The following is a 20,813-nucleotide window of genomic DNA, read 5'->3' as shown; positions in this document are numbered from 1 at the left end:
TGCACGAAATCCAACGAAATTTACGAAATCCAGCGGCTTTGCCGTAATTTTTGATGCAACATGATCCGGATCGTCGATCTGGCAGCTAACAGGAGAAGGGCTGTCATATAAATCGCAAAATCCCGTTATTGCGATGTAAAGATGAGCAGCCAGCTAGCGAGGGACTCCAATCTCCTTTTTTAAATCGAATCTACAAAATGAGATAAAGGCTAATCGATTTTAATTTTTGGATCGAAAAATTTTTGTTGCAGCGCGAAGAGAATCCCATTTTGCTCCTTAACACAGCTTCGTTAGTTTTAGGGCAGGTTCGATAACGACTTCGTTTCCGCTCACAGATAAACGCAACCTCGATGAACCGTTAAAGCACCTGAGTGCACACCGTCTGTTCTGTCCGGGAAATTGCGCTATTACAATCAAAACACATGTTGTGCATGTTTCTTCCTGCCTTTCATACGCGCTTGGAACCGCTCGGACCGCCTGGTAGGCGATTTGTATATTCGATGCGCCATCTCGACTTTAACGACCACCTGGCATCATAGCGACGCCCGTCGCGATCTGCTCAAATCACTTTGTACCGATCTTTCTGCTCGTACCGTTTGAGATTCGGGACCTCGTCCTGGATTGCTAAAGAATGCATGGAGCGGCCCCCGAGCCGAGAGACTTCTTCGATCACGAGGGTTGCGCGACAATGGCTGTGATCGTTGGTCCGCGTGATGTTTCGTGATGATCCGGTCGCAGGTTCGTGTCTGTGGCTCGTTGGAACGCTCTCATGCGTGACTTGCCCCTTGATGAACCGGTATGGTTCACAGATAAAGTTCGGCATTATGACTGCATTTTCCGTGCGTGTTTCGGGCGAAACGGCCAGTAAGATCACTCAGTTCGCGGAAAAGCTCGATCGCTCCCGCTCATATATGGTCGCCCAGGCATCGAGGATTACTTCGCTCGCGAAGAGTGGCAGATTGCCCAGATCAAGGCCGGGTCGGCTGAGGCCAATCGGGATGAATTCGCCAACAGCGACGAGGTGGCGGAGGTTGTTGGAAATACATCAACTCTGTTCGTCAATTCTGAGCGAAAGGCGTGCCTGTTGGACGGCAAGAGCACTACGGCGGCTCGATGAGATCGGTGCGCTATTCAGAAGTATAATCCAAACGTCGCGCCGACTGACAAAATCCGCTGACGTTATCGTCACCGGCGTCGGTCCGCCATTACTTGGGTGACCGTTTTGGGGGAAACGCTCGTCGTGGTAGAGGAGACGGGATCACTGGCGGGGAAGCTCGTTTCCAGACCTTCTTCGAGCTCGGCTTCAAGCATGTGCGAATCCTTAGCGGAACGGGCGCTCCGGACGGGTTCCAGACCCCTGCTTCCGGCATCGAAGTTGCCTTTGCTCAAGACATCGTACCAGTTGATGCTGCCGCCTTCTTCCGGCGCGCAGTCGCAAGCGGCAAGCTGAGCCATAAGGGCTTTGGCGTGAACGATCGCCTCCGAACGGTCAAGGATTTTGTCTTTGGAGCTGAAGGTCACCGATATGAATTCCCCGTCGTCACCGAGGAAATCCACGGTGGTCGACCCATTCTTCAGCGCGTTGTGTGTCTCAATAACCATCATGTCATCTCTCCTCAAACATCTCCGAGAAGAACTCACGACAATGGCATCGGTTCCCGCCAGCCGTCGGGCGGACGAAGTGTCTCCGGCTTTGTGCGGACAAGGTACCGGACCTTCCGGCCGACAGGATCAGGCGGCAGATCCCGCCATATCGCCTAAACAGCCGGTCGTCGTCATCTCAAGGAGCGGCTCCAAACGCTGGGTGTCGGCGGCTGACGCCATGGCACGGAAGGTGGGCGTTCGCGTCGGCATGAAAGCGGCCCAGGCACAGGCCCTGTTCGGCGGCCTTCTCATGATCGACGCCGATCCCGCAGCCGATGCCATCGCTCTCGAACGGATCACGCTATGGGCGCTCACGCAGTATTCTCCGATTGTCGCCATGGACGGTGTCGATGGGATCGTCATGGATACGGAAGGCGCGGATCATCTGCAGGGTGGCGAGTTGCCGATGCTGACCGGGATTGCCAACCGGTTCCGGGCGAGGGGGCTTGCGACCCATGTGGCGATCGCCGACACATGGGGGGCGGCTCATGCTTGCGCCCGTGCCATCAACCGGGAGATCGTCATCATCCCACCTGGAGAGGCCGTTCGCGCGGTCGAACATCTGCCGATTTCCCGGCTGCGGCTGCCGGACAAGATCGTCGGGGATCTGCGGACGCTGGGTTTCAAGACGATCGGGGAACTGTCGGCAACGCCGCGTGCACCATTGGCTCTTCGCTTCGGTCCCGAAATCGGCAGGCGGCTCGACCAGATGTTCGGCCGGCTGCCGGAACCTATTGACCCGATCCGGACGCCCGAACTGATCGAAGTCAGTCGCTCCTTTGCGGAACCCATCGGTGCAGCGGAAACCATCAACAAATATGTCGGACGTCTGATCGTGCAGCTTGTCGCCGAGCTGCAGCGCAAGGGGCTGGGGGGACGGCGGACCGACCTCATCGTCGAGAAGTTCGATGGCATCAGGCAGGCCATCCGGGCGGGAACCGCCAAGCCAGCCCGTGAGAGGCGGCTGCCACCTCACGGAGGTGAGCAGCTCTCGACTGCGGCGCCAACCCGGAAAGCTGGACCGAGATCTTCGCACACTTATGGGAAATCGAGGAGGACGGGCGCACATCCTGTCCGGCAAGTTCGCGGAGATTGTTCGCAAAGTGTCGGAACATGTGAAGCTCGACGAATCCACCAAACTGACATTCGAGGTTAGTGACGGCTTACGGCTGATGCAGCTTTATCAGGCGAGTTACCCCGGTCTCCGGGTCGACCAGGTGCATATCAAACTCGCTCCACGACCGGCAAACTGCAAATCGGCGATCGCTGGCTTGCGGAAGAAACCAGAAAAGATGTTAGCTGTTGCCGTTAGAAGTGGGAAAGACCGCATCGACGGAGCCTAGTTGCTAAGCCAGAACAACTATTCGAGCGATTGGTTGAGTAGCTTTTTTCACAAAGAATGGTCGTACCGATGACTGGAGCTGCCAAGACAGTATTTCCTGCAGCCTCCATGCCTGACCGCGACTGGTGGGCGGCGCTTTGGCCCGATCCAGGAGGCATTGTCCAGCAGCTCGGCATCGAGCCCGATATGACCGTCCTTGACCTCTGCTGTGGCGACGGCTATTTCACCGCGCCGCTGGCGAAGCGCGTTAGCGGCAAGGTCTATGCGCTCGATTTTGATCCAGCGATGATCGATCAGGCCAGAGCCGAGGTCGTCCGGCAAGGGCATCGGTTTTGCAGCGGATTTGCGCAGACGCGCGGGAGCTCACAAACCTGTTTTCCGAGCCGGTCGACTATGTCCTGATAGCCAATACATTCCACGGGGTGCCCGATCAGGTCGGCCTTGTCCGTTCGGCAAAGGCCGTGCTCAGGCCTCAGGGTTTGTTCGGCATCGTGAACTGGCATGCCTTGCCGCGTGAGGAGACGACCGTGCCCGGCCTGCCGCGTGGTCCGCGAACCGACATGCGTATGTCCCCTGAAGCCGTCAGTGCCGTTATCGAGCCGGAAGGTTTTCGAACCGTGCGGATCATCGACCTTCCACCGTATCACTATGGGACCGTATTCTCGGCACGCACTCGAGGTAGATGATCTGCCGAGCAAGATGTGGATGCCGTCGACGCTGCTGACATTGGTCGTCAATCCGGCGGTTTGCCGCAGCATCCGCTACGAACCGAATTCGTTCACACTGGTCGTGTCGTTCCTATAACTTACTTATAAAGCTGGTCCGCTATCGAGCTCGAAAACTTGCTCCGGGCAGGTTACCCAAGGCCTCAGCGTCGGCCCTATTTTCCGGCGGCATCGAGGTCACTATGTCACGCGGACTGTTCGCGCTCGTCGTTCAACTCCTGATATGCGTCGCGACGGCATTTCTTGGCATATGGCCGCTGATGCGGCCGAAGAACTTCCAAGGCTTCGTGCGTGAGAATTTCGGCATCCTTCCGCCTGTGAAGCCCGGAATCCGACCGACACCCATCATCATCAGGCTCTCCTCCATCTATCTGCTCTGGTATTCCTATTTTCTGGCGAGCGCCTATTGGGCCGAAATATCTGCGTTGGCGCATATCGTCGCTCGGCTCGTTGGCAAAGCTTGGGCTGCTCAATAACTGGAATTGCTTCCGGATCGGCAGCCTCGATCCGAATGCCATTCCGTCTACCGGGTCTCGGCTTTCACACCCACCTCACACACTGCGATTGGCGCACGAGAATGGATGCCCGGCATCCAAGGCTGCAATCTTCCGCGCATCGATGAGACGGAGGAAGCCGAGGGATAGCAGGGCTTCTTTGATGGGGCGGTCCGTGCTGAGAGGTCATGCCCTTCGCGACGCCCGACAACCGAGTGTCACCGCTCGTGGTCGGGCGGCGTAGGACGGCGTCAGATGCCGGCACGCTCACTTCTGGATCGTCATGAGCAGGTGGACGTCAGGTCGATATTGAATCAGCAGCGGCACGGTGCAACATTCCGACGCGCATCGCCAACCAAGGACCCAGCATGAAATCGCTCAAGTTTGCTTTATCGATATTTGCAATCCTGCTGATTTTGGCGGGTCTGATTTGGGCTGCGCAAGGAAGTGGCTACTTTCCCTATCCGGCCGAGAGCTTCATGATTAACGAGACGAAATGGGTTTCTCGCGGTGTGATGACGGCGGTTCTTGGGATTGTATTGTTGTTTCTGGCTCGACGTTTTTAAAGCAAGCCACCACGATGCACCCGTTTTGTGCGAATAGACTTCGGAGAACTCGCCGGTTTGTCCGCGCGCCAGCAATCGACAAGGCTAAGATGTTCGAGGCTGCTGACGATCTATGCGGTCATGGAAGACGGCAACGCGGCTTCCATTTTCCCTCCCAAAAGAGCTTTTTGGTCACAACAGCGTGATGAAGAGCCATAAATCACGGCGTCTCCTGAACGCCTTGTTTTGGTAAAGATTTGCCACATAATGGCCAGTGCTATGAAAGATTGGTCGGTTCGGCAGCTTTTTGCGGTTTTGCTCGCGGTCTTCGTGACGGTAAGCATGAACGCGTCTGTCGTTCAGGCGAACGACATGGCGGTGAAGATGGCGACCGCATCCGATATGGCCGTTGCTGGCCATGGCGATTGCAATGGCTGTGCCGGCGATGCCGGCAAGACCAAAGCAATGGTCTGTACCTTTGCGTGCGTGACACCGGCGACGGCGATCCCGCAAATTGATCCGCTGGTCGAGATCTCCACTCCGGCCAAGCTCGGCCTGCCAAGAGCGGCTTTGCTGTTTGGCACCACATTGCCTCCCGATCCCTATCCGCCTCGATCCACCAACATCGGTTGATCGTCGCCCGGCCATATCAGACCGACGGCGAAAACAGAACGTGTCCGCGTGTGCATTCACACATGTGGTGGATCGTCGAAATCTCATCCTGATCCAACGGCAGCAAAGCCGACGCGTTCCGTCATACAATCTGGTCACGGAAGGCCCTAAAAGTGCCAGTCAATTCCCATTATCATCTATCGCGTCGGGGGCTGCTCCTGGCGGGAGCCGGACTGTCCCTGGCAGCGTCATTGCGCGCTCTGCGGACATCCGCGGCAACTGAGACTAACGACTACAGCATCACCGCGGCTCCCGCGAAAGCAAATCTGCGTGGCAGCGACCGCCCCACAACGGATGTCTGGGCCTATAGCGCCAGCATACCGGGGCCTGTTCTCCGTCTGAAGCAGGGAAAGCCTGCCCGGATCATCGTCGCGAATGGGCTCAACGAAAACACCACGGTTCATTGCCACGGCATCAGGCTGCCAATCGCCATGGACGGTGTTCCCGGCCTGACACAGCCGCCGATCCAGCCCGGCGGAACCTTTGCCTATGCCTTCACGCCGCCGGATGCCGGGACGTTCTGGTACCATTCTCATACGAACAGCCTGGAACAACTGGGGCGGGGTCTTAGCGGCGTTTTGATCGTCGAGGAACCAGAACCTGTCGCCGTTGATCGCGAATTGATCTGGATGATTGCCGACTGGCGACTAGGCTCCGATGGAACCATCGCGACAGGATTCGACAACTCCATGGAAGCCGCCATGGCCGGACGGACGGGCGGAACTATAACGCTGAACGGCACATCGCCCGCTGACCAGTCTGTCAGGGCCGGAGAACGAATTCGGCTGCGGCTGGTCAATGGCGCATTGGCCCGTATGATCGCTCTGCGCTTCGAGGGGCACCGACCGATCATCGTCGCGGTCGACGGGCAACCCTGCGACCCGCATGAGCCGGAAGACGGTCGACTTCTTCTTGGCCCCGCCATGCGCATGGATGTCGTGATCGACATGCATGGTGAACCGGGCCAACGCTTCGCCGTCGTCGACGATATCTACAATGGCCTTTCCTATACGCTGACCAACCTGCGCTACCGGGACGATGCGCCCCTGCGCATCCATGCCTCCGAGGCGCCGATAGCCCTGCCGCGGAATCCGCTGCCAGAACCGGACCTGCAAGATGCCGAACGTCACGACATCGTGCTGCAGGGCGGCATGATGGGTGCCGGTATGATGAGCGGTCTCGGCGGCATGCACGGCATGGCGACTCCGGGAATGAACGGCCAGGCGGCCTGGGCCATCAACGGCATGTCCATGACCGGCGACGGTGAAGCGGGCATGGCTCCGTTGCTGACCTTTCGTCGCGGTCAGAGTGTGGTCCTCAAGCTTCGAAACGAAACGGCCTGGTGGCACCCGATGCATTTCCACGGCCACAGCTTGCGTGTGCTGACCCGCCATGGCGTCGCCGTGCCACATCGCCAATGGCAGGACACCGTCCTGCTTGCTCCCCGAGATGAAGTGGAATGCGCCTTCGTCGCCGACAATCCCGGCGACTGGATGCTGCATTGCCACGTCATGGACCATCAGATGGCAGGCCTGATGACCATCCTTCGCGTTGCCTGACCTTTTTCAACCCAGATTACCAAAGGAGACTGAAATGAAGAAACTCTTCCACCTGGCGACCTTCGCCACCTTGGTCACGATGCCGCTGCCAGCGCTCGCGGCGCCGATCGAGGCCGTCATGTACAAGAACCCGAGCTGCAGTTGCTGCGAGACCTATGCCGCCTACCTCGAACAGAACGGCTTCAAGGTCGAACTCAAGCCCACGAACGATCTGACCCAGGTCAGCATGAATGCGGGTGTTCCGGAACAACTCCAGGGCTGCCACACGATCAAGGTCGGCGGCTACGTCGTCGACGGCTTCGTTCCCGTGGACGTCGTCAAGAAGATGCTGACGGAACATCCTCCGATCACCGGCATCTCGTTGCCCGGCATGCCGATGGGCTCGCCCGGCATGGGTGGCACGAAGACAGAACCGTTCACCGTCTATGCCTTCACCAAGGACGGCAAGGCACCGACGGTCTACGCGGTCGAATGACAGGAGGATCGGACATGACAAGCATCGTCAATTCCAGAGCGAGCAGCGTCAGGCGATTGATCGCGTTCGACGCCCTCCGCTCCGTCCGTCGCAAGTTCATCCTGCTCGGCGCCGCCGCACTGGCAATCAGCCTCCTCCTGTCCTGGAACTGGTTGGTGGCGGCCGGGCTGGCGTCATTGCTCCTTACCGCATTGCCCTGCGTCGTCATGTGCGCGGCAGGGCTGTGCATGAGCAAAATGTCCAAGGGGTCGCAGACACCAAACACGATCAACCTGCCGGACGCATCCATCAATGCCGATCAACTCTCAGCTTCGTCACAGAAGGCCGCCAACTGCTGCGGCAATACGACTCAACAAAAAGGAGAAACATCACATGCGTAAATCCATTCAGATCACCAGCCTCGCCTTCGTTCTCGTCGGCGGTCTTGCGCTTGCATCGCCGCTTCTTGCCGAGGATGCCCAACCGACTCCAGACAAGGACTCGAGCATGATGGGAGGAGGCGATATGATGGGCGGAAAGGACATGATGAACGGGCAGAACATGGGCGGCATGATGAAGATGATGACGCAGATGAGCCAGATGATGGATAGCTGCAACAAGATGATGCAGACTGCGACGAAAGAGGAACAGAAACCCGCACAGCCCGATAAGCAATAACGGAAAAAACGTGGCCTGATATTGGCGCCGATAAAGACGTCAGGCCCGCTGGTTGTAGAAATCGGCGGGCCGCGGCACTGATCAAAGGGACTTTTGGTATCCGCGTCGATGATTGATGCATGCGCGGGAGAAGAGCATGTCGGGAAGGAAGAAGCTACATAGGAGCACAGTTGTGTTCGGAAGCGCCCAACGTCGCGAGGGGCGGAGAAAAGTGCGCGCCGATATAGCCCATCGGGCATTAATGCATTTCATCCTGGGTATGGCGGCCGTGGCTGCTTTCCTGCTGGTTTTTGAGATATTGCTTGGCAATGCGCTCCGCTGAACGCAATGGAGCGAGACGATGAATTCGATATGGTCAAAAGACCTGTTCCGTCTGCGAACCGGTGCTGCCCTGTTTCCGGGCCATCACCGATCTGAGGTAGGCGACAGTGTCGGGTGCATCCCAGTCGGCCGGCCCGATTAGTCTTCCAAGCTCCTGTCCTTGTCGGTTGATCAGTAGCGTTGCCGGGAGGCCCATGGTGGCCAGCGCAAAGCCAACCTTGCCCGTTGTATCGATATGAATGGCGAGGTGCCGGATGCCGGCCTCTGCATAAAACTGCTTGATCGCATCTGGGCCGTCGCAATCGATCGAGATTGCCACGACCTCGAAGTCCTGGCCGCCAAGCGTGGCCTGAAGCCGATCGAGCGCCGGCATCTCCTTGCGGCAGGGAAGACACCATGTCGCCCACACGTCGAGCAGCACGATCTTGCCGCGAAAGTCCGCCAATGCCTGCGGCTTGCCAATATCATCCGTGAATTGAGGCATGGCGACTGGCGAAGGCGCATCGCGGAGCACGAAGTTCTTCGGTGGGCCAACTACGTTAAAATACGCGATGGCAACGGCGGCGATTGCCGCCAGCAGCAACCATTTCATGACGTTCCTCCGTCCGTGATGGTGAACTCATGGATGTATTCTCCGGACGTTCGGGATCACTCCGTCGCATAGACGGTTGGAGCCTTGCCGTCCTTTGTGACGGCGTAGACCACAAATTTCTCGGTCTTCGTGCCACCCATGCCGGGTGAGCCAGCAGGCATGCCGGGCAGGGTGATGCCGGCGATGGCTGGCTTTTCGGCGAGAAGCTTGCCGACAATGTCCACAGGCACATGCCCGTCGATCACGTAGCCGTCGAGGAACATGGTGTGGCAGCCCTCCATGGCCTCCGGTATCCCTGCCTTTCGGCTGATCTGCGCAAGGTCATTGGTCGGCTTCACGTCGACCTCGAAGCCGTTCTGCCGCAAATAGTCGGCATAGCCTTCGCAGCAACCGCATTGGGGATCCTTGTAGAGCGTAGCGCGACCAGGGACGCCCGCGATTGCGCGAAGCGGCAGGAGCAGAATTGCGGTGCCACCCAGGAGAAAAGTTCGTCGTTGCATAAGAGTGTTCCTTGTCATCTGTTTCGAGGTCAAGCGGCCGGAGGGGCACGCTCAACCAGCGTTTCATGAGCTGGCGGTGCAGCATCCAGTCGCGCGAGCGGTGGAATGACTGGCTTCACGCAGTCGTTCGCTTCCCCGGCTCGGTCGTTGGATGCGACAGCCGAAGCATCAACCGATGTTGGAGGTTCGCGGTGGATAGGGGTCAGGTGGCGATGATCGCCCGCGCAGGAGTGGCTCTTGCGACGCGAAGGAAACAGGCCCGCCGAAGACCGGCATGTTTCCCGCCTCGGGAAGCGGCGCTATGACAAGGGTCGTGCAGACGGCGCAGCAGGCCATCGCCTTGAGGCCACCGCCACTCGCTTTATCGGCGTTACCCTGACAGCCGCCGTGATGCGACATGTCCATCTGGATCATCGGGGCCATTTTTGTGGTCATGCCACTTGCCTGCGCAGCGGACAGGCTCATCGCCGCGGCGACGAAGACCGCGAGGACCAATGCGCTAAGTTTCCGAATTGACCAAGATAGCATCATGACGAGAAGGATTACGCCGAAACCTGCTAAAGACAAGCCGGCGCGGCGTGTCTTGGCCTTCGAGCTAGGGCTGTTTCAGCGAAAAAACAAATATTTGATCGGGGCCGCGATCACGAGCACGATCACCAGGAGGCCAAGGATGCCCGCAAGCCCCATGCCCCACATCATAATGGTGCCCATCATTTCGCTAATCATGGGTTTGTTCGCCCATTTGGCGGTGTCGTGGACGACCGCGCGGCCTTTCGGGAGTGCAAGGCAACAAAGTTGAAACACTGCGATTCGTCCGATAGCGGGCCAACAAATTGTAGACCTGTCGCGTTGACGGGCCCAACTCCAGTGTTACCCGACATTGCAAGGTATGTCGTGAACCGTGTCCGTCGAGGATTTTGTCCAACTATCGTGCAATGTGTCACGCAACTAGCCAGTCCTTCTCCACGACATTGGAAGATCGGCAGTTCTCCACGGCTCTTCGTCGCATTTGGAATTCTAAGCCGCCATTGAAGTTCCAAGCTGAAAACTCCGCCTAATACGCCCTCTAAGCCTAACCTGCATATGACTTTTCGCGATTTCCAATCGGTAAGCAGAAGCGACAGAATGGGAGGAAAGGCAACATCGATGTCCAATTCGGCCTCTATCGGTGCTTTATCATAGTCAGGAGGAGGACGCGAGGCACCGCTTGGATCGGCTATCGTCGTGAGACAGGAGCGGTCGACATTGTCGGCAAGAAGGGGAGTTCAACTTTAGCGGCAAAAAGGCTGCCAGCGGTGAGACGATTTCGCCGCCATGCGACGCGATCATCGCAGACGATGACGCTGGGATGCCGAGCCGATCGCCGATATAGTGTTAGAGGGAAAGCCCGAGCTTTTTGCAACCCTTCATCAGCCCGAGCGTGGTGTCCCGGGCGACCCGGCCGTCCCAGCTGATAGTACTGCCGGAGACTTTTCGTTGGTGGCCAAGGTCCGTAGATCGTTCTCTGAATCGTTGGTATGCAGAGGGGGTGCTGGATGCTCGAAAACCTTGAGCAACTCTTCCTTGCGTCGGTGCAACCGCTCAAGCAGCTTATCGAATGCGTCATAGCCGGTGCGCAGACTGCGAACCGCCGTCGGACAGCCGGACAGTTCACAGCCAGACGCGCCTTACACGCCGGTGACCTACAAGACTTTTCAGTCGCATTCCGGGCTCGAAATGCTTGCGCGATCTGCTAGATTGCGCTTCACATTGAGGATGCAGGACTTCTTGAGGGCGAGATCCCATTGGTCTTCGACAAGCAGGATGGAGATCCCGCCTAGGGCGTATTGTTTGGAGATGCGTTGCAGAAGTCTGAGAATGAGGATCGCAAAGATCCGCGATCTTGCTATCCGGTCTCTTCAGTTAATCGGTATTGCAAACAAGAGCGTGGTTGACGCGAGCGAGTTCCACAGGAAACCATGCCAGCGGACGATGACTGTCAAGTATGGCGTAGCTGCTGCGAACCATGGAAGAACTAGGAAGGCTCGTTCGGTGGTTTCTCCGAGGCGGGGACCGTGAAGCCCAGCATTTCTTTGACGGTTTCAAAACTCTGGTCCATCGGATAGGCTTGGCTGAGCACCGGGATTGCAAAATGCCCGTAGCGGATCGAGAGCTGTGCCGCCGCCAAACTTTCGTCTTGCTTTTCTATCGCGGCGAGGTAGAGCGCCGATGCGAGGCCGGTGCGATCGGCGCCACTTTGGCAGTGAATAAGGATAGGTTTGGCGGCGGAATCCATTATCTCGATCAAACGAGCGATCTTTTCCTTCGATTGGAGCTTGCGGGCTGACATGCCGAAATCAATATGTGCAATACCCGCACTTTCGGACGCAGCAAGTTCATCCTGATACCAACGCTCACGAGGACTGGCACCGCGGAGATTGATAATGGTCTTCACGCCGTATCTGACTTTATATTCAGCAATTTCGGCTGCATCTGGCTGTGCTGAGCGATATAGCTCGCTGGGAACCACTTCATGGAAATTGTTCGTTGCGACCAGCAAGCCGGCATATCCGCTCGGCAATGCCAGTCCTGAAACTATCGCGATGGGGATCAATCGGTTCCATCCGAAATGGATTCTACATTTTCCAATCGCTCGTTTCACGCGCAGTTGCTCCGTCACCGCCATGGAAAGAAGCCTTATTGGTGAAACTTTCTGACAAAGAGCTGAAAGGTAAGAGCCCAAATGAAGATGCGGGATCCCACCGATGAACAGAACACGCCCGACACGGCAAGATACAACTCTGCTCCGATTTGAGCGTGTTCCGAGTAATGTGGGGCGGCTATTTCGCCGCTTTTATACTTTTGGCTAACAGTTTGCCGGCCTTGGTGGAATAGACGACCGTGATTTTCTCGCCGACCTTGAGGGTTTCGGCTTCGATACCCTCAGGCAGCGTGAAGGTCTGGCCAGTCGAGAGCGTGATCGAATCGTGGCTCTTGTCGATCGCCTCGACCGTGCCGGTCATCTCTTTGGCGAAGACGGTCGTCGTCGATGCGACTAGGATCAGTGCAACTGCTATGATAGGCTTCTTCATATCTCTAGCTCCTATTGGGTTGAATGTTTGCCCGAGAGAACCTTGATCACCGGGCAGCGCCCAAGAGCCTCGGTCGATCGAGCACCTCCCATTGAGGGAGAGAACCTAGTTTGTCGCATGCATTTGCCGGTACATTTCAGGAACGATACAAATGAGTAAGATGTGCCGGCCACCGCCAACTGGATATCGGCGCACAGTCGGATGCTCACAAATCCCGCAGATATTCTGCGTCATGACCTCTCGGCGGTCTTGCGAATAGAACTGCCGTGACGACCGCTGCTACCATCAAAAGCAAGACGATGCTGAGATAGCTCCAAGGGATCGACAGCGCCTCGGGTGGCGGATCAAACACGCCGGTGAGCAGTTTCACCAGCATCCAGGCCGTCGCCACTCCGGATAGCAGACCGAAAATAACGCCTCCGGCAATGATGAGAAGACCTTCGCTCCACAGAAAGGCCGCCAATTGCGGACGGGTGGCACCGATGGCGCTCAGAATGGCGAAGTTCCTGCGTCGCTCGATGAGGCCCAGCGCCAGCATCAGTCCGCTCGCCGCGGCGGCCATTATCACAGCAAAGAGCAGCTCTATTGTCGTCAAACCGGCAAGGTCGATTGCTGTCAAGCTCGAACCGATCAAGTGGGCAGCCTGGCCGATATCACTGATTTTCATCGACGGATCGGATGCAAGGAGGATCGAAGCTTGCGCAGAAAGACCCGCCGGATCGCCTTTGGCGCGCAGCAGCACATATTCCGAGGCTGCCGAGCCGGTCTTTTCGGCAATGTATCGGGCATTGGCCACGAGGAAGGAGTCTTTTGGCGCAGTCGGAAACTCGCGTGCTACGCCGATAAATTTGAACGGCACCGGATGATATTGATGGTCTTCGGCGCTCAGCAGTCGCAGGTTGATGGTATCGCCCTGCTGGAGCTGGAAATCCTGAACCGTCTCCTGCGACACCAGCACGCCGTTTGGCGTTACGGCCAGCTTGGCAAGGGTGGCTGCGGCGTTGCCGCCGCTGAAATAGGCGTCCGAAAGACTTGTCGCGCGTCCAAGGCGTTGAGGGTCGATTCCGTAGAGATCCTGAAGATCCGCGCCGACATAGGCGAAGCGATGCTGCATCGGTTCAGCCGCCGCCGTCCCCGGCAAAATGGTGAGCGCGGCAAGATGAGCGTCGGCGGGCTTGTCCGACGTGCCGAACACGGTGACATCGGCTCCGTTTGTGAGCTCTGCGTCAACACGCGACTGTGCATTGTAGGTGGCATTGAAAATAGCGGTCGAGACTGCGAACGAGACTGCCAGCGCGGTCATGGCGATGCCAGCGGTGAGCCGGGGGGCTTGCCGAGACAACGCGGCTGCCACGATCGGCGTGAGCACGCCGCAGGCCGGCCTTATGAAGGTGCGAAGAAGTAAACCGTTGCTCGCGATCACGCCATTCGACAACCTTAGCGCCAGCAGCGCAAGTCCAAGCCAGAACAAAGCGGGCGCGATGAACGCCTTATAGTCCACAGCCGTCGCGACAACGCCTTCCGGCGCGAGTACGATCTGATATCCGGTGCTTGCCGATTGCCAGAAAAATAGGCCCGCGGCCGCAAGCAGTACCACCTCGAGCCAAAGGCGCCGCCAGAGCGCTCGCCCGGGCTCCGGGACGGTGCGGCGCGCAGCGCTGACGGTCGTTACGTGCGCGTCGCGCCAGGCAGGATAGAGATAGGAAACAAAGCCGGCGATGAGCCCGATGACGGCCACGACGCCCAAGATTGGGGCGGTTACGCCCGGAATCATGCGTATCTCCGGCACCAAGGGCGCCAGCCACAACGGCGCTGCTATTCCAAGCACCACGCCGCTGATCGCGGCCATCGCCGCCTCGGCGGCAGACAAGGCGAGGATCGTCCGCGAAGCGGCGCCGCGAACACGCAGCAGCGCCTGTTCGATGCGACGGCGTGCAGCCCCCGATGACGTTATCGCGAAGGTGAGAACCAGAGCCAGCGCGACGCCCGGCAACCCAAGGAACATGAACAGCACGGATGCATACCGGGCATCTTCGCGTACCGCACCAAGGCGAGAGCCCAGATTGTCCGCGACCAGAGCCTGTCCCGCGACCTTTGCTTCCAGGTTCCTCGCGGCGCCCGTGACGAAGACATAAGCCGATACGGGGTCTGGCGGCAGGGCATCGTGGGCGAGCCTGACATGCAACTGCCGGCGAGCGGTGTCGGGACGCGCCGTCGCCTGAGGATCAAAGGCTTGCCGCCATGCGGCTGGTGGCAGGATAACTACGTTGTCAGGGGGGGCCTGCGGCGTAGCCTGCGGTGGCAGGCCGACTGCCTGGAACAAGGAATCTGCGTCGGGAAGATCAATGACGCCGACGACCTGCACCGTCAGCGGCGGCAGACCTATGCGCCTGATCGTGATGCTGTCTCCGGGTCCGACATGCAGGTTGGCAGCGGTTTGCTGCGCGATGAGGACGCCGTCGCGCTTGCCGGAAAGGAACCGAGCTTCCATGGGAAAATCGCGCAGATAATTGTCGTCCAAGGCGATCACCTGTCCCGGGCCTGTCACCTGGACAGTGCCGTCTGTGCTCGCTTCAAAACCGCCCACATCGGCATAGCGAACTTCATGCACCGTCTGGACGAGCGCCGTTTGTTGCAATGTCCTTCGTATGGCGTCCTGATCAGCGCCCGGCACGAGCTGGACCTGCCAGTCGAGCGGGACGGCTGATATCGCGCGGGAGGTCATGGAAGCTCCCGCGCCGACGAGGAACAGCGCCAATATGGCGAGAAGTGCCACGCTGAGCGCGATGCCCACCGCTGAACCCGCGACGCGGGTGAATCGATGGGCAAGGACGCCTCGGATCCACAGTGCAAACATCATGTCACCACTTTCATTCTACTGCAGATCAGACGGCCATGATCCATTGTCCAGCGCGTCGCCATCCGGGCTGCCATCGCTTCGTCATGCGTGGCAACGACCAGAGCCGCGCCCGTTCCTTCCAGGTGCTCCAGCACCGCATCCATGAAGAATTGCGCCGTGGCAAAGTCCAGTTGTCCGGTCGGCTCGTCGGCCAGGACGAGATTCGGCCGAAGAGCCAAGGCTCGCACCATGGCAACCCTTTGCGCTTGGCCGCCCGACAGTTCCTCGGGCAGTTTCTCGGCAAGTTCGCCAATGCCGAAGCGGGACAGGAGCGAGCCGCTATCGCTGGACACCGCACGCTCTCCCGCCAAGATCGCGGGCAGATCGACATTCTGTGCCGCCGTCAAGGCCGGAAACAGACTGGGCGATTGGAACACGAAGCAGATCCGGCGTGGGCGAAGCTGCTCGATCGCACCCAGGCTGGGCCATTCGATCGTACCGCTCGTCGGGCGGTCCAACCCACCAAGAATATGCAGCAAGGTTGTCTTGCCCGAGCCGGAAGGACCGGCCAGGGCTATGCGATCACCTTTCCGGATCTCGCAGTCTATATTGCGCAGCACGGGCATATGCTCGTTGCCGCTTAAAAATTCCCGGCCGACGTTGCTGCAGATCGCCAAGATCTCAGTCATCCTCGACCCTCCCATCGTGCAGCCGGATAATCCTATCGGCCCTTCGAGCCAATGCCGCGCTATGGGTAGCGAGCAAGGTAGTAAGGCCAGCGCGGCGCCTGGTTTCGAAATGATCGATGAGCCGCGACTCCGTGTTGGCGTCGACCTCGGCGGTGGGCTCATCGGCAACGAGGATCGGCGGGTCGGCGGCAAGGGCGATCGCAAGGCCAGCGCGCGCCGTTTCGCCGCCTGAAAGCTGCGTGGCGAAGGCATGCGTGCGATGCCGCAGCCCAACCATTTCGACAAGCGAATCGACGCGGGCGCCGTCAACCTTTCCGGCCAGCATCATCTGGAAGCGGATGTTTTGCTCTACGCTGAGATGGGCAAGCAGATTGCCGGACTGCAGAAGGATGCCGAAATTTGCCGCGCGGATACGCGCCCGTGCCGCCTCGGATCGCCGGGTCAGGCGCATGCCGCTCACCACGACGTGGCCTCCGTCCGGCTCGTCCAATCCCGTCAGGCATGACAGCAATGTGGACTTGCCGCTGCCGGAAGGCCCCATCAGGGCAACGAACTCGCCATGCAACAGGCATAGGCTCACTCCGCGCAGCGCGAAAGTTTCGTCCTCGCCCACGTGGAAAAATCGGTAGAGTTCATGTGCGACAAGCAAGCTCATCCTAACCCAGCCCTAGTTCCAGCGGAACGATTTCGACATCAATTGCCACTGGTCGACATTGTCCGCGCCCTTCGGTGCGTAGAGCTCGATTGTGACCAGCTTGCCATCCTTGAAATAGAGATAGCGTTCGTTCTCCAGCCGGACCTGCTTATTGGTCACCGCATTCGGCTCCGAATTGGAATTGTAGACGATGCGGATCGCCGGCCCCGCAGGCAGCTTCACGGCATCGACGGATGCTATCGTCACCGCCCGACCGGCGGTCTTCAGGTTTGTGACCTCGTTGGTCTTGACGCTCTCGATGGTCGGCGCCGTCGTCGCCTTTGAGACCGAGACGATCACACCGTCCAACTTGTCGATGAAACTCGTACCGTCGGCACGGTCAGAACGCGCCCAGCCTTCTGGAACCTTCATCATGAAGTGATGCGGAGACGCGTAGTCGATGAAAACCTGCGTGTCTGGAATGTCGCCGGGAGGGTTCTTTTCCGCCGGTACTGCCTTTTCGGCGGAAAAGGCAGGTGAACTCTCGGCAAGGGTGAGAGTGGAGCCAAGGCAGGCAAGGGAAAAGGCGACAGTCGCGAGAAGCGTCCGGGATGTGTTGGTGGAACTGCTTTCCATTATTGCGATCCTTCCATATGAAGAGATGCACCAATGGTAGGATGAGGAGTTTACGGGCGTTTCGCCGCGATCATACGGATCGGTAAGCTCGCGCGAGTGCGCAACGCGGGCTCGACCTATGGGTAGCCTGCCCTCACGCAAGGGAAATCCACGACTACGGCGAGCACCGATCGGCGATCCTCCAACCTGATTGTCGCGCCATGAAGATCGGCGATGGCACGCACGAGCTGAGGCCAAGGTCGCTGCTAGGCGTCTTGCGCCCTGTCGAGCCGATAAAGCCTCTCGAAGACGCCCGTCGTATTCCTTCTCTGGAAGGCCCGGCCCGTTGTCAGAGACGATCGCAACCACCCGAGTATTATGCAGGCAATATTGCCTTGAGAGAGCCCAATTGAAAGCTGCCTGAAAGGTTGCCCGTGCAAGCCTGTCTGGCTTCGTGGAGGAAGCTCATGCCAAGGCGGTGATCCAGCGTCACTGCGGCATTCAAACAGGAGGAGAGATTAATGCGTTCATCGCGCGCGCTTATTCATACCGCAGCCCTTTCCCTCATCATGACCGCCGCCTCGCTCGGCGCGACAGCGGCACAGGCCGCCGACAAGATCTCGATCATGGTGGGCGGTTATGAAAAGCAGATCTACCTGCCGGCCAAGCTTGCCGAAGCGCTCGGCTACTTCAAGGACGAGGGTTTGAACGTCGAACTTCTCAACGAGCCGGCCGGCGTCGATGCGGAGAACGAGATGCTTGCCGGCGCGGTGCAGGGCGTCGTCGGCTTCTACGACCATTGCATCGATCTTCAGGGCAAGGGCAAATTCGTCGAATCCGTCGTGCAGTTCAGTCAGGCGCCGGGTGAGGTGGAGCTTGTGTCGGCCAAGCATCCGGAAATCAAGTCGGCCGCCGATTTCAAGGGCAAGAGCCTTGGCGTCACCGGCCTCGGTTCCTCCACCAACTTCCTGACGCAGTACCTGGCCGTCAAGGCCGGTCTGAAGCTCGGGGACTTCACCTCTGTTCCGGTCGGTGCCGGTCAGACCTTTATCGCCGCCATGCAGCAGGACGCGATCCAGGCCGGGATGACGACGGAGCCGACGATCTCACGCCTGCTGAAGACCGGCGAAGCCAAGACCCTGATCGATATGCGCACCATGGCCGGAACGAAGGCGGTCCTTGGGGGCACCTATCCCGCCGCGTCGCTTTACATGGACGCTGCATGGGTCGATGCCCATAAGGATGAAGTCCAGAAGCTGGCGAATGCCTTCGTCAAGACGCTGCATTTCATCAACACGCACTCGGCCGCTGAAATTGCCGACAAGATGCCGAAGGATTTCTATGTCGGCGACAAGGACGGTTATGTAGCGGCGCTCGAAAACGGCAAAGCGATGTTCACACCTGATGGCGTGATGCCGGAAGATGGTCCGAAGACCGTTCTTGCCGTGCTCTCCGAGTTTTCGAAGAACGTGCAGGGCAAGACGATCGACTTGTCGAAAACTTATACGACGGCGTTCGTCAAGGCAGTCAAATAAATGATGATGCTCGCCCCCGGCGTCGGCCGGGGGCGGTTTCCGCCTGGAAACTCTAAACTATCTCCCGCGCATGTCAGCCAATCCGTTGTAGCGAGATCCTCGATCTTGTCATTGTCACGCGCTGACAACAATTCTGGATCGCTAGCGTTGTCGGCGTTTGGGACTTTTGCTCAAAAAGATTTTCATTCGAAATAAGAAAATATGAATGTTGGCTTTGCGGTCGTTGAGCCTGCGCGCAGTCGAGTTGACGGATTCGGCGTAGGTGCTCTTATTGTCGCAACATGCTTGCAGGGAATGGAGTCTCCCTAAATCGCCAAGATGGCTGATGACCCCTGCCTTGTCTCAACGACACCGGAGCTTTCTCCGATGGCAGGTGTTTAATGAAAGCGTCTCAAGCTAACATTCATTTTCCCAGCTATCGTCCGCAGGCCGGTGATTCACCGGGCTTTGCGACAATCAGGGTTGCTGAATTAGATCTTCCAGAGTGGTTGGTTTACGGAATAATTTTTGGATTTGGATGTCTTTATGGTCAATTTTTTTGGCGGAAGATTGTGCTGTCTAATTACCTAAAGCCTGTAGATTCAGAAGGCAACAAACGCGAAACCAGCGAAAAGGAGTGATAACTCATGGGGGGCGCCCAAAACAGAAAGAGAGAACATACTTAGTAACTTCGGTGGCTATCTTTCAGGCATCGAATCGAGTGTCGATCTGTTCGGCAAACTAGAGAAAGATGTATTTGGAACCATTAACGTCCGTGCAGGTACGTTTCTAGTTGGCCTGAAGGCAGCCGCAGTTGTTGTCGATTTTGCACAATATAACCAGAAGTATAACTACGTCGAAAGCACTGTGCTCACAGGTGCTCAGTACGGGGTAACCACAGCAGTAAGCTTTGGAATCGCAGCTGGTACAACAGCGCTCACGGCGGCTGCTGCGGCAAGTGGCGCCTTCTCGTGGGCGGCCCCAGGGATCCCATACGCTGGACTTGCGACTAATATCAAAGCCAGTAATGAAATTGGTGATTGGTTTCATGGCACTTTCGACGGCGCTCCGCTCGTATCAACGAAAGAGAATCTCTATCAAAATACACCCTGTTTGTATGGGGTGGCGGATGCTGCTACGTTGGCTTGGGGCCCAAACACCAAACTAAATCCGATGTTTGCCTATACCGCCCCTGCTATCCAACAAAAGCTCATGGATTCGCTTGATCCATATGCGGGCTTCAACACTCCCGCAGAGATGAACGCGGCCGCCGCCCAGAGTCTCCGAGCGGCAGGTGGTTCATTTTCTCGAGGGGGCAATTCGCCAACGCTTGATTCCAGTGGCGCAATGGATGAGGGCAGTCGAGCACAGGCTGCCAAGTCAGTGGGTATTGGTCCTTATAGCAGACCTTCGAGCCAGGAACGCAGTGCATCCAAGTATAATTATGACGGCAGCCCGACGTATAGTTTCGCAAACCCGTATTCGAACTCCTATACTTCAGGGATTTCGTCGCCGATGCTGGGCATTGGCATGGGAGATGCCGGCGATTTTCGGCCGCCGATGGGGCCGAAGTCGCCATGGGGAACGGCGGCAACGCTGGACTATGAATCCTCAGTGGGATTGAACGCTGGAGTTTATTCTGCCCCCCGGCCGGTGGCGGCACCGGCCGTGGCAAGACCTGCCCAACCGGAGTTTTCGTTACCTACCCGCAATATTCCGGTTCCGCAGTCTCGACCCATGGATTTCAACAGGGCGGTCGGCGATCTGGGTTATACCTTGGGCGGGTTCGTGAGCAATTTCGGTCCGGGCGTGGTTGGGGCTGCGGTGAGCCTAGGCGATGTTGACAAAGTGGGTTCACAAATCAGCATTGGTCTGATTCAAGACTACCTTTTAGGAGGCAGTTTTGGCACGTGGCGATTTGAGCG

The 20,813-nt window shown here is 58.0% G+C and carries 22 protein-coding genes, 3 pseudogenes and 1 riboswitch; of the genes and pseudogenes, 15 read left to right on the top strand and 10 right to left on the bottom strand.

Translation table 11 applies throughout. From position 1 onward, the window contains the following. Window positions 1–821 precede the first annotated feature (821 nt). A pseudogene (locus ACIQJ2_RS37660) lies at window positions 822–1,068 on the top strand (CopG family ribbon-helix-helix protein). A gap of 117 nt (window positions 1,069–1,185) precedes the next feature. Here ACIQJ2_RS37660 and ACIQJ2_RS37655 read toward each other — a convergent pair. Further along, complete coding sequence (locus tag ACIQJ2_RS37655; RefSeq protein ID WP_400678095.1) at window positions 1,186–1,605, bottom strand: hypothetical protein; 420 nt, start codon at window positions 1,603–1,605, stop codon at window positions 1,186–1,188. A 125-nt stretch (window positions 1,606–1,730) separates the two neighbouring features. Here ACIQJ2_RS37655 and ACIQJ2_RS37650 point away from each other — a divergent pair. The 11 genes and pseudogenes from ACIQJ2_RS37650 to ACIQJ2_RS37600 all read left to right on the top strand — a co-directional run. Continuing rightward, window positions 1,731–2,602 (top strand): annotated as a pseudogene (locus ACIQJ2_RS37650) (Y-family DNA polymerase); the annotation flags it as partial. After that, a pseudogene (locus ACIQJ2_RS37645) lies at window positions 2,592–2,956 on the top strand (DUF6428 family protein); the annotation flags it as partial. The pseudogenes ACIQJ2_RS37650 and ACIQJ2_RS37645, both read left to right, overlap by 11 nt. Before the next feature lie 87 nt (window positions 2,957–3,043). After that, on the top strand, window positions 3,044–3,388 hold the full coding sequence (locus tag ACIQJ2_RS37640; RefSeq protein ID WP_400678093.1) for a class I SAM-dependent methyltransferase: 345 nt from the start codon (window positions 3,044–3,046) through the stop codon (window positions 3,386–3,388). Then, on the top strand, window positions 3,319–3,672 hold the full coding sequence (locus tag ACIQJ2_RS37635) for a class I SAM-dependent methyltransferase (protein ID WP_400678092.1): 354 nt from the start codon (window positions 3,319–3,321) through the stop codon (window positions 3,670–3,672). The genes ACIQJ2_RS37640 and ACIQJ2_RS37635 overlap by 70 nt, the downstream gene beginning before the upstream one ends. A 221-nt stretch (window positions 3,673–3,893) precedes the next feature. Beyond that, window positions 3,894–4,187, top strand: a complete 294-nt coding sequence (locus ACIQJ2_RS37630) for a hypothetical protein (RefSeq protein ID WP_400678090.1) — start codon at window positions 3,894–3,896, stop codon at window positions 4,185–4,187. A gap of 386 nt (window positions 4,188–4,573) precedes the next feature. Beyond that, window positions 4,574–4,771, top strand: coding sequence for a hypothetical protein (locus ACIQJ2_RS37625; RefSeq protein WP_400678089.1), 198 nt, complete (start codon window positions 4,574–4,576; stop codon window positions 4,769–4,771). A 321-nt stretch (window positions 4,772–5,092) separates the two neighbouring features. Then, window positions 5,093–5,383 carry a hypothetical protein gene (locus ACIQJ2_RS37620; RefSeq protein WP_400746758.1) on the top strand — a complete coding sequence of 97 codons (291 nt, stop codon included), beginning with the start codon at window positions 5,093–5,095 and terminating at the stop codon, window positions 5,381–5,383. A 152-nt stretch (window positions 5,384–5,535) separates the two neighbouring features. Then, window positions 5,536–6,981 carry a multicopper oxidase family protein gene (locus tag ACIQJ2_RS37615; RefSeq protein WP_400678087.1) on the top strand — a complete coding sequence of 482 codons (1,446 nt, stop codon included), beginning with the start codon at window positions 5,536–5,538 and terminating at the stop codon, window positions 6,979–6,981. A gap of 34 nt (window positions 6,982–7,015) precedes the next feature. After that, window positions 7,016–7,456 (top strand): DUF411 domain-containing protein, encoded by a 441-nt coding sequence (locus ACIQJ2_RS37610; RefSeq protein ID WP_400678086.1) that lies wholly within the window; start codon window positions 7,016–7,018, stop codon window positions 7,454–7,456. A 14-nt stretch (window positions 7,457–7,470) separates the two neighbouring features. Beyond that, a complete protein-coding gene (locus ACIQJ2_RS37605; protein ID WP_400678085.1) occupies window positions 7,471–7,836 on the top strand; it encodes a hypothetical protein in 366 nt (121 codons plus the stop codon). After that, a complete protein-coding gene (locus tag ACIQJ2_RS37600) occupies window positions 7,829–8,113 on the top strand; it encodes a hypothetical protein (RefSeq protein ID WP_400678084.1) in 285 nt (94 codons plus the stop codon). Before ACIQJ2_RS37605 ends, ACIQJ2_RS37600 begins: the two co-directional genes overlap by 8 nt. 355 nt (window positions 8,114–8,468) lie before the next feature. On the opposite strand, the gene ACIQJ2_RS37595 is transcribed toward ACIQJ2_RS37600, so the two are convergent. The 9 genes from ACIQJ2_RS37595 to ACIQJ2_RS37555 form a co-directional block, all read right to left on the bottom strand. After that, window positions 8,469–9,026, bottom strand: coding sequence for a TlpA family protein disulfide reductase (locus ACIQJ2_RS37595; protein WP_400678083.1), 558 nt, complete (start codon window positions 9,024–9,026; stop codon window positions 8,469–8,471). A gap of 56 nt (window positions 9,027–9,082) precedes the next feature. After that, window positions 9,083–9,526: a DUF411 domain-containing protein gene (locus tag ACIQJ2_RS37590; RefSeq protein WP_400678082.1), complete on the bottom strand. Its 444-nt coding sequence runs from the start codon at window positions 9,524–9,526 to the stop codon at window positions 9,083–9,085. A 168-nt stretch (window positions 9,527–9,694) separates the two neighbouring features. Further along, window positions 9,695–9,961, bottom strand: a complete 267-nt coding sequence (locus ACIQJ2_RS37585; protein ID WP_400678081.1) for a hypothetical protein — start codon at window positions 9,959–9,961, stop codon at window positions 9,695–9,697. Between the two features lie 1,579 nt (window positions 9,962–11,540). Beyond that, window positions 11,541–12,191, bottom strand: a complete 651-nt coding sequence (locus tag ACIQJ2_RS37580; protein ID WP_400678080.1) for a dual specificity protein phosphatase family protein — start codon at window positions 12,189–12,191, stop codon at window positions 11,541–11,543. A 154-nt stretch (window positions 12,192–12,345) separates the two neighbouring features. Beyond that, on the bottom strand, window positions 12,346–12,597 hold the full coding sequence (locus tag ACIQJ2_RS37575) for a DUF1344 domain-containing protein (protein ID WP_400678078.1): 252 nt from the start codon (window positions 12,595–12,597) through the stop codon (window positions 12,346–12,348). Between the two features lie 205 nt (window positions 12,598–12,802). Next, window positions 12,803–15,457, bottom strand: coding sequence for an FtsX-like permease family protein (locus tag ACIQJ2_RS37570; RefSeq protein WP_400678077.1), 2,655 nt, complete (start codon window positions 15,455–15,457; stop codon window positions 12,803–12,805). After that, window positions 15,454–16,125 carry an ABC transporter ATP-binding protein gene (locus tag ACIQJ2_RS37565; protein WP_400678075.1) on the bottom strand — a complete coding sequence of 224 codons (672 nt, stop codon included), beginning with the start codon at window positions 16,123–16,125 and terminating at the stop codon, window positions 15,454–15,456. The genes ACIQJ2_RS37570 and ACIQJ2_RS37565 overlap by 4 nt, the downstream gene beginning before the upstream one ends. Then, complete coding sequence (locus ACIQJ2_RS37560) at window positions 16,118–16,780, bottom strand: ABC transporter ATP-binding protein (protein WP_400678074.1); 663 nt, start codon at window positions 16,778–16,780, stop codon at window positions 16,118–16,120. Before ACIQJ2_RS37560 ends, ACIQJ2_RS37565 begins: the two co-directional genes overlap by 8 nt. Before the next feature lie 12 nt (window positions 16,781–16,792). Next, entirely contained in the window at window positions 16,793–17,395 is a 603-nt protein-coding gene (locus tag ACIQJ2_RS37555) for a hypothetical protein (protein ID WP_400678072.1), read from the bottom strand. A 500-nt stretch (window positions 17,396–17,895) separates the two neighbouring features. Here ACIQJ2_RS37555 and ACIQJ2_RS37550 point away from each other — a divergent pair, with 500 nt between their 5' ends. From ACIQJ2_RS37550 to ACIQJ2_RS37540, 3 genes are all read left to right on the top strand, one after another. Beyond that, window positions 17,896–18,909: an ABC transporter substrate-binding protein gene (locus ACIQJ2_RS37550; RefSeq protein ID WP_400678070.1), complete on the top strand. Its 1,014-nt coding sequence runs from the start codon at window positions 17,896–17,898 to the stop codon at window positions 18,907–18,909. A gap of 281 nt (window positions 18,910–19,190) precedes the next feature. Beyond that, window positions 19,191–19,251, top strand: a riboswitch (Fluoride riboswitch). Window positions 19,252–19,289: 38 nt separating this feature from the next. After that, window positions 19,290–19,529 (top strand): hypothetical protein, encoded by a 240-nt coding sequence (locus ACIQJ2_RS37545; protein ID WP_400678069.1) that lies wholly within the window; start codon window positions 19,290–19,292, stop codon window positions 19,527–19,529. A gap of 226 nt (window positions 19,530–19,755) precedes the next feature. Beyond that, a partial coding sequence (locus tag ACIQJ2_RS37540; protein ID WP_400678067.1) for a hypothetical protein occupies window positions 19,756–20,813 on the top strand: 1,058 nt, incomplete at its 3' end.

This window comes from Rhizobium sp. NPDC092011 (assembly GCF_044756305.1).
Taxonomy (GTDB): domain Bacteria; phylum Pseudomonadota; class Alphaproteobacteria; order Rhizobiales; family Rhizobiaceae; genus Rhizobium.
Note: the sequence above shows the minus strand (reverse complement) of the source record. Positions and strands in the feature narration are given on the sequence as shown.

What these genes read in the sequence shown, in the direction of transcription:
- ACIQJ2_RS37585 (WP_400678081.1), bottom strand. Translation starts at nt 9,961, where the DNA reads ATGACCACAAAAATGGCCCCGATGATCCAGATGGACATGTCGCATCAC.
- ACIQJ2_RS37620 (WP_400746758.1), top strand. Translation starts at nt 5,093, where the DNA reads ATGAACGCGTCTGTCGTTCAGGCGAACGACATGGCGGTGAAGATGGCG.
- ACIQJ2_RS37565 (WP_400678075.1), bottom strand. Translation starts at nt 16,125, where the DNA reads ATGACTGAGATCTTGGCGATCTGCAGCAACGTCGGCCGGGAATTTTTA.
- ACIQJ2_RS37600 (WP_400678084.1), top strand. Translation starts at nt 7,829, where the DNA reads ATGCGTAAATCCATTCAGATCACCAGCCTCGCCTTCGTTCTCGTCGGC.
- ACIQJ2_RS37605 (WP_400678085.1), top strand. Translation starts at nt 7,471, where the DNA reads ATGACAAGCATCGTCAATTCCAGAGCGAGCAGCGTCAGGCGATTGATC.
- ACIQJ2_RS37590 (WP_400678082.1), bottom strand. Translation starts at nt 9,526, where the DNA reads ATGCAACGACGAACTTTTCTCCTGGGTGGCACCGCAATTCTGCTCCTG.
- ACIQJ2_RS37655 (WP_400678095.1), bottom strand. Translation starts at nt 1,605, where the DNA reads ATGATGGTTATTGAGACACACAACGCGCTGAAGAATGGGTCGACCACC.
- ACIQJ2_RS37560 (WP_400678074.1), bottom strand. Translation starts at nt 16,780, where the DNA reads ATGAGCTTGCTTGTCGCACATGAACTCTACCGATTTTTCCACGTGGGC.
- ACIQJ2_RS37595 (WP_400678083.1), bottom strand. Translation starts at nt 9,026, where the DNA reads ATGAAATGGTTGCTGCTGGCGGCAATCGCCGCCGTTGCCATCGCGTAT.
- ACIQJ2_RS37555 (WP_400678072.1), bottom strand. Translation starts at nt 17,395, where the DNA reads ATGGAAAGCAGTTCCACCAACACATCCCGGACGCTTCTCGCGACTGTC.
- ACIQJ2_RS37580 (WP_400678080.1), bottom strand. Translation starts at nt 12,191, where the DNA reads ATGGCGGTGACGGAGCAACTGCGCGTGAAACGAGCGATTGGAAAATGT.
- ACIQJ2_RS37630 (WP_400678090.1), top strand. Translation starts at nt 3,894, where the DNA reads ATGTCACGCGGACTGTTCGCGCTCGTCGTTCAACTCCTGATATGCGTC.
- ACIQJ2_RS37610 (WP_400678086.1), top strand. Translation starts at nt 7,016, where the DNA reads ATGAAGAAACTCTTCCACCTGGCGACCTTCGCCACCTTGGTCACGATG.
- ACIQJ2_RS37575 (WP_400678078.1), bottom strand. Translation starts at nt 12,597, where the DNA reads ATGAAGAAGCCTATCATAGCAGTTGCACTGATCCTAGTCGCATCGACG.
- ACIQJ2_RS37550 (WP_400678070.1), top strand. Translation starts at nt 17,896, where the DNA reads ATGCGTTCATCGCGCGCGCTTATTCATACCGCAGCCCTTTCCCTCATC.
- ACIQJ2_RS37625 (WP_400678089.1), top strand. Translation starts at nt 4,574, where the DNA reads ATGAAATCGCTCAAGTTTGCTTTATCGATATTTGCAATCCTGCTGATT.
- ACIQJ2_RS37570 (WP_400678077.1), bottom strand. Translation starts at nt 15,457, where the DNA reads ATGATGTTTGCACTGTGGATCCGAGGCGTCCTTGCCCATCGATTCACC.
- ACIQJ2_RS37545 (WP_400678069.1), top strand. Translation starts at nt 19,290, where the DNA reads ATGAAAGCGTCTCAAGCTAACATTCATTTTCCCAGCTATCGTCCGCAG.
- ACIQJ2_RS37640 (WP_400678093.1), top strand. Translation starts at nt 3,044, where the DNA reads ATGGTCGTACCGATGACTGGAGCTGCCAAGACAGTATTTCCTGCAGCC.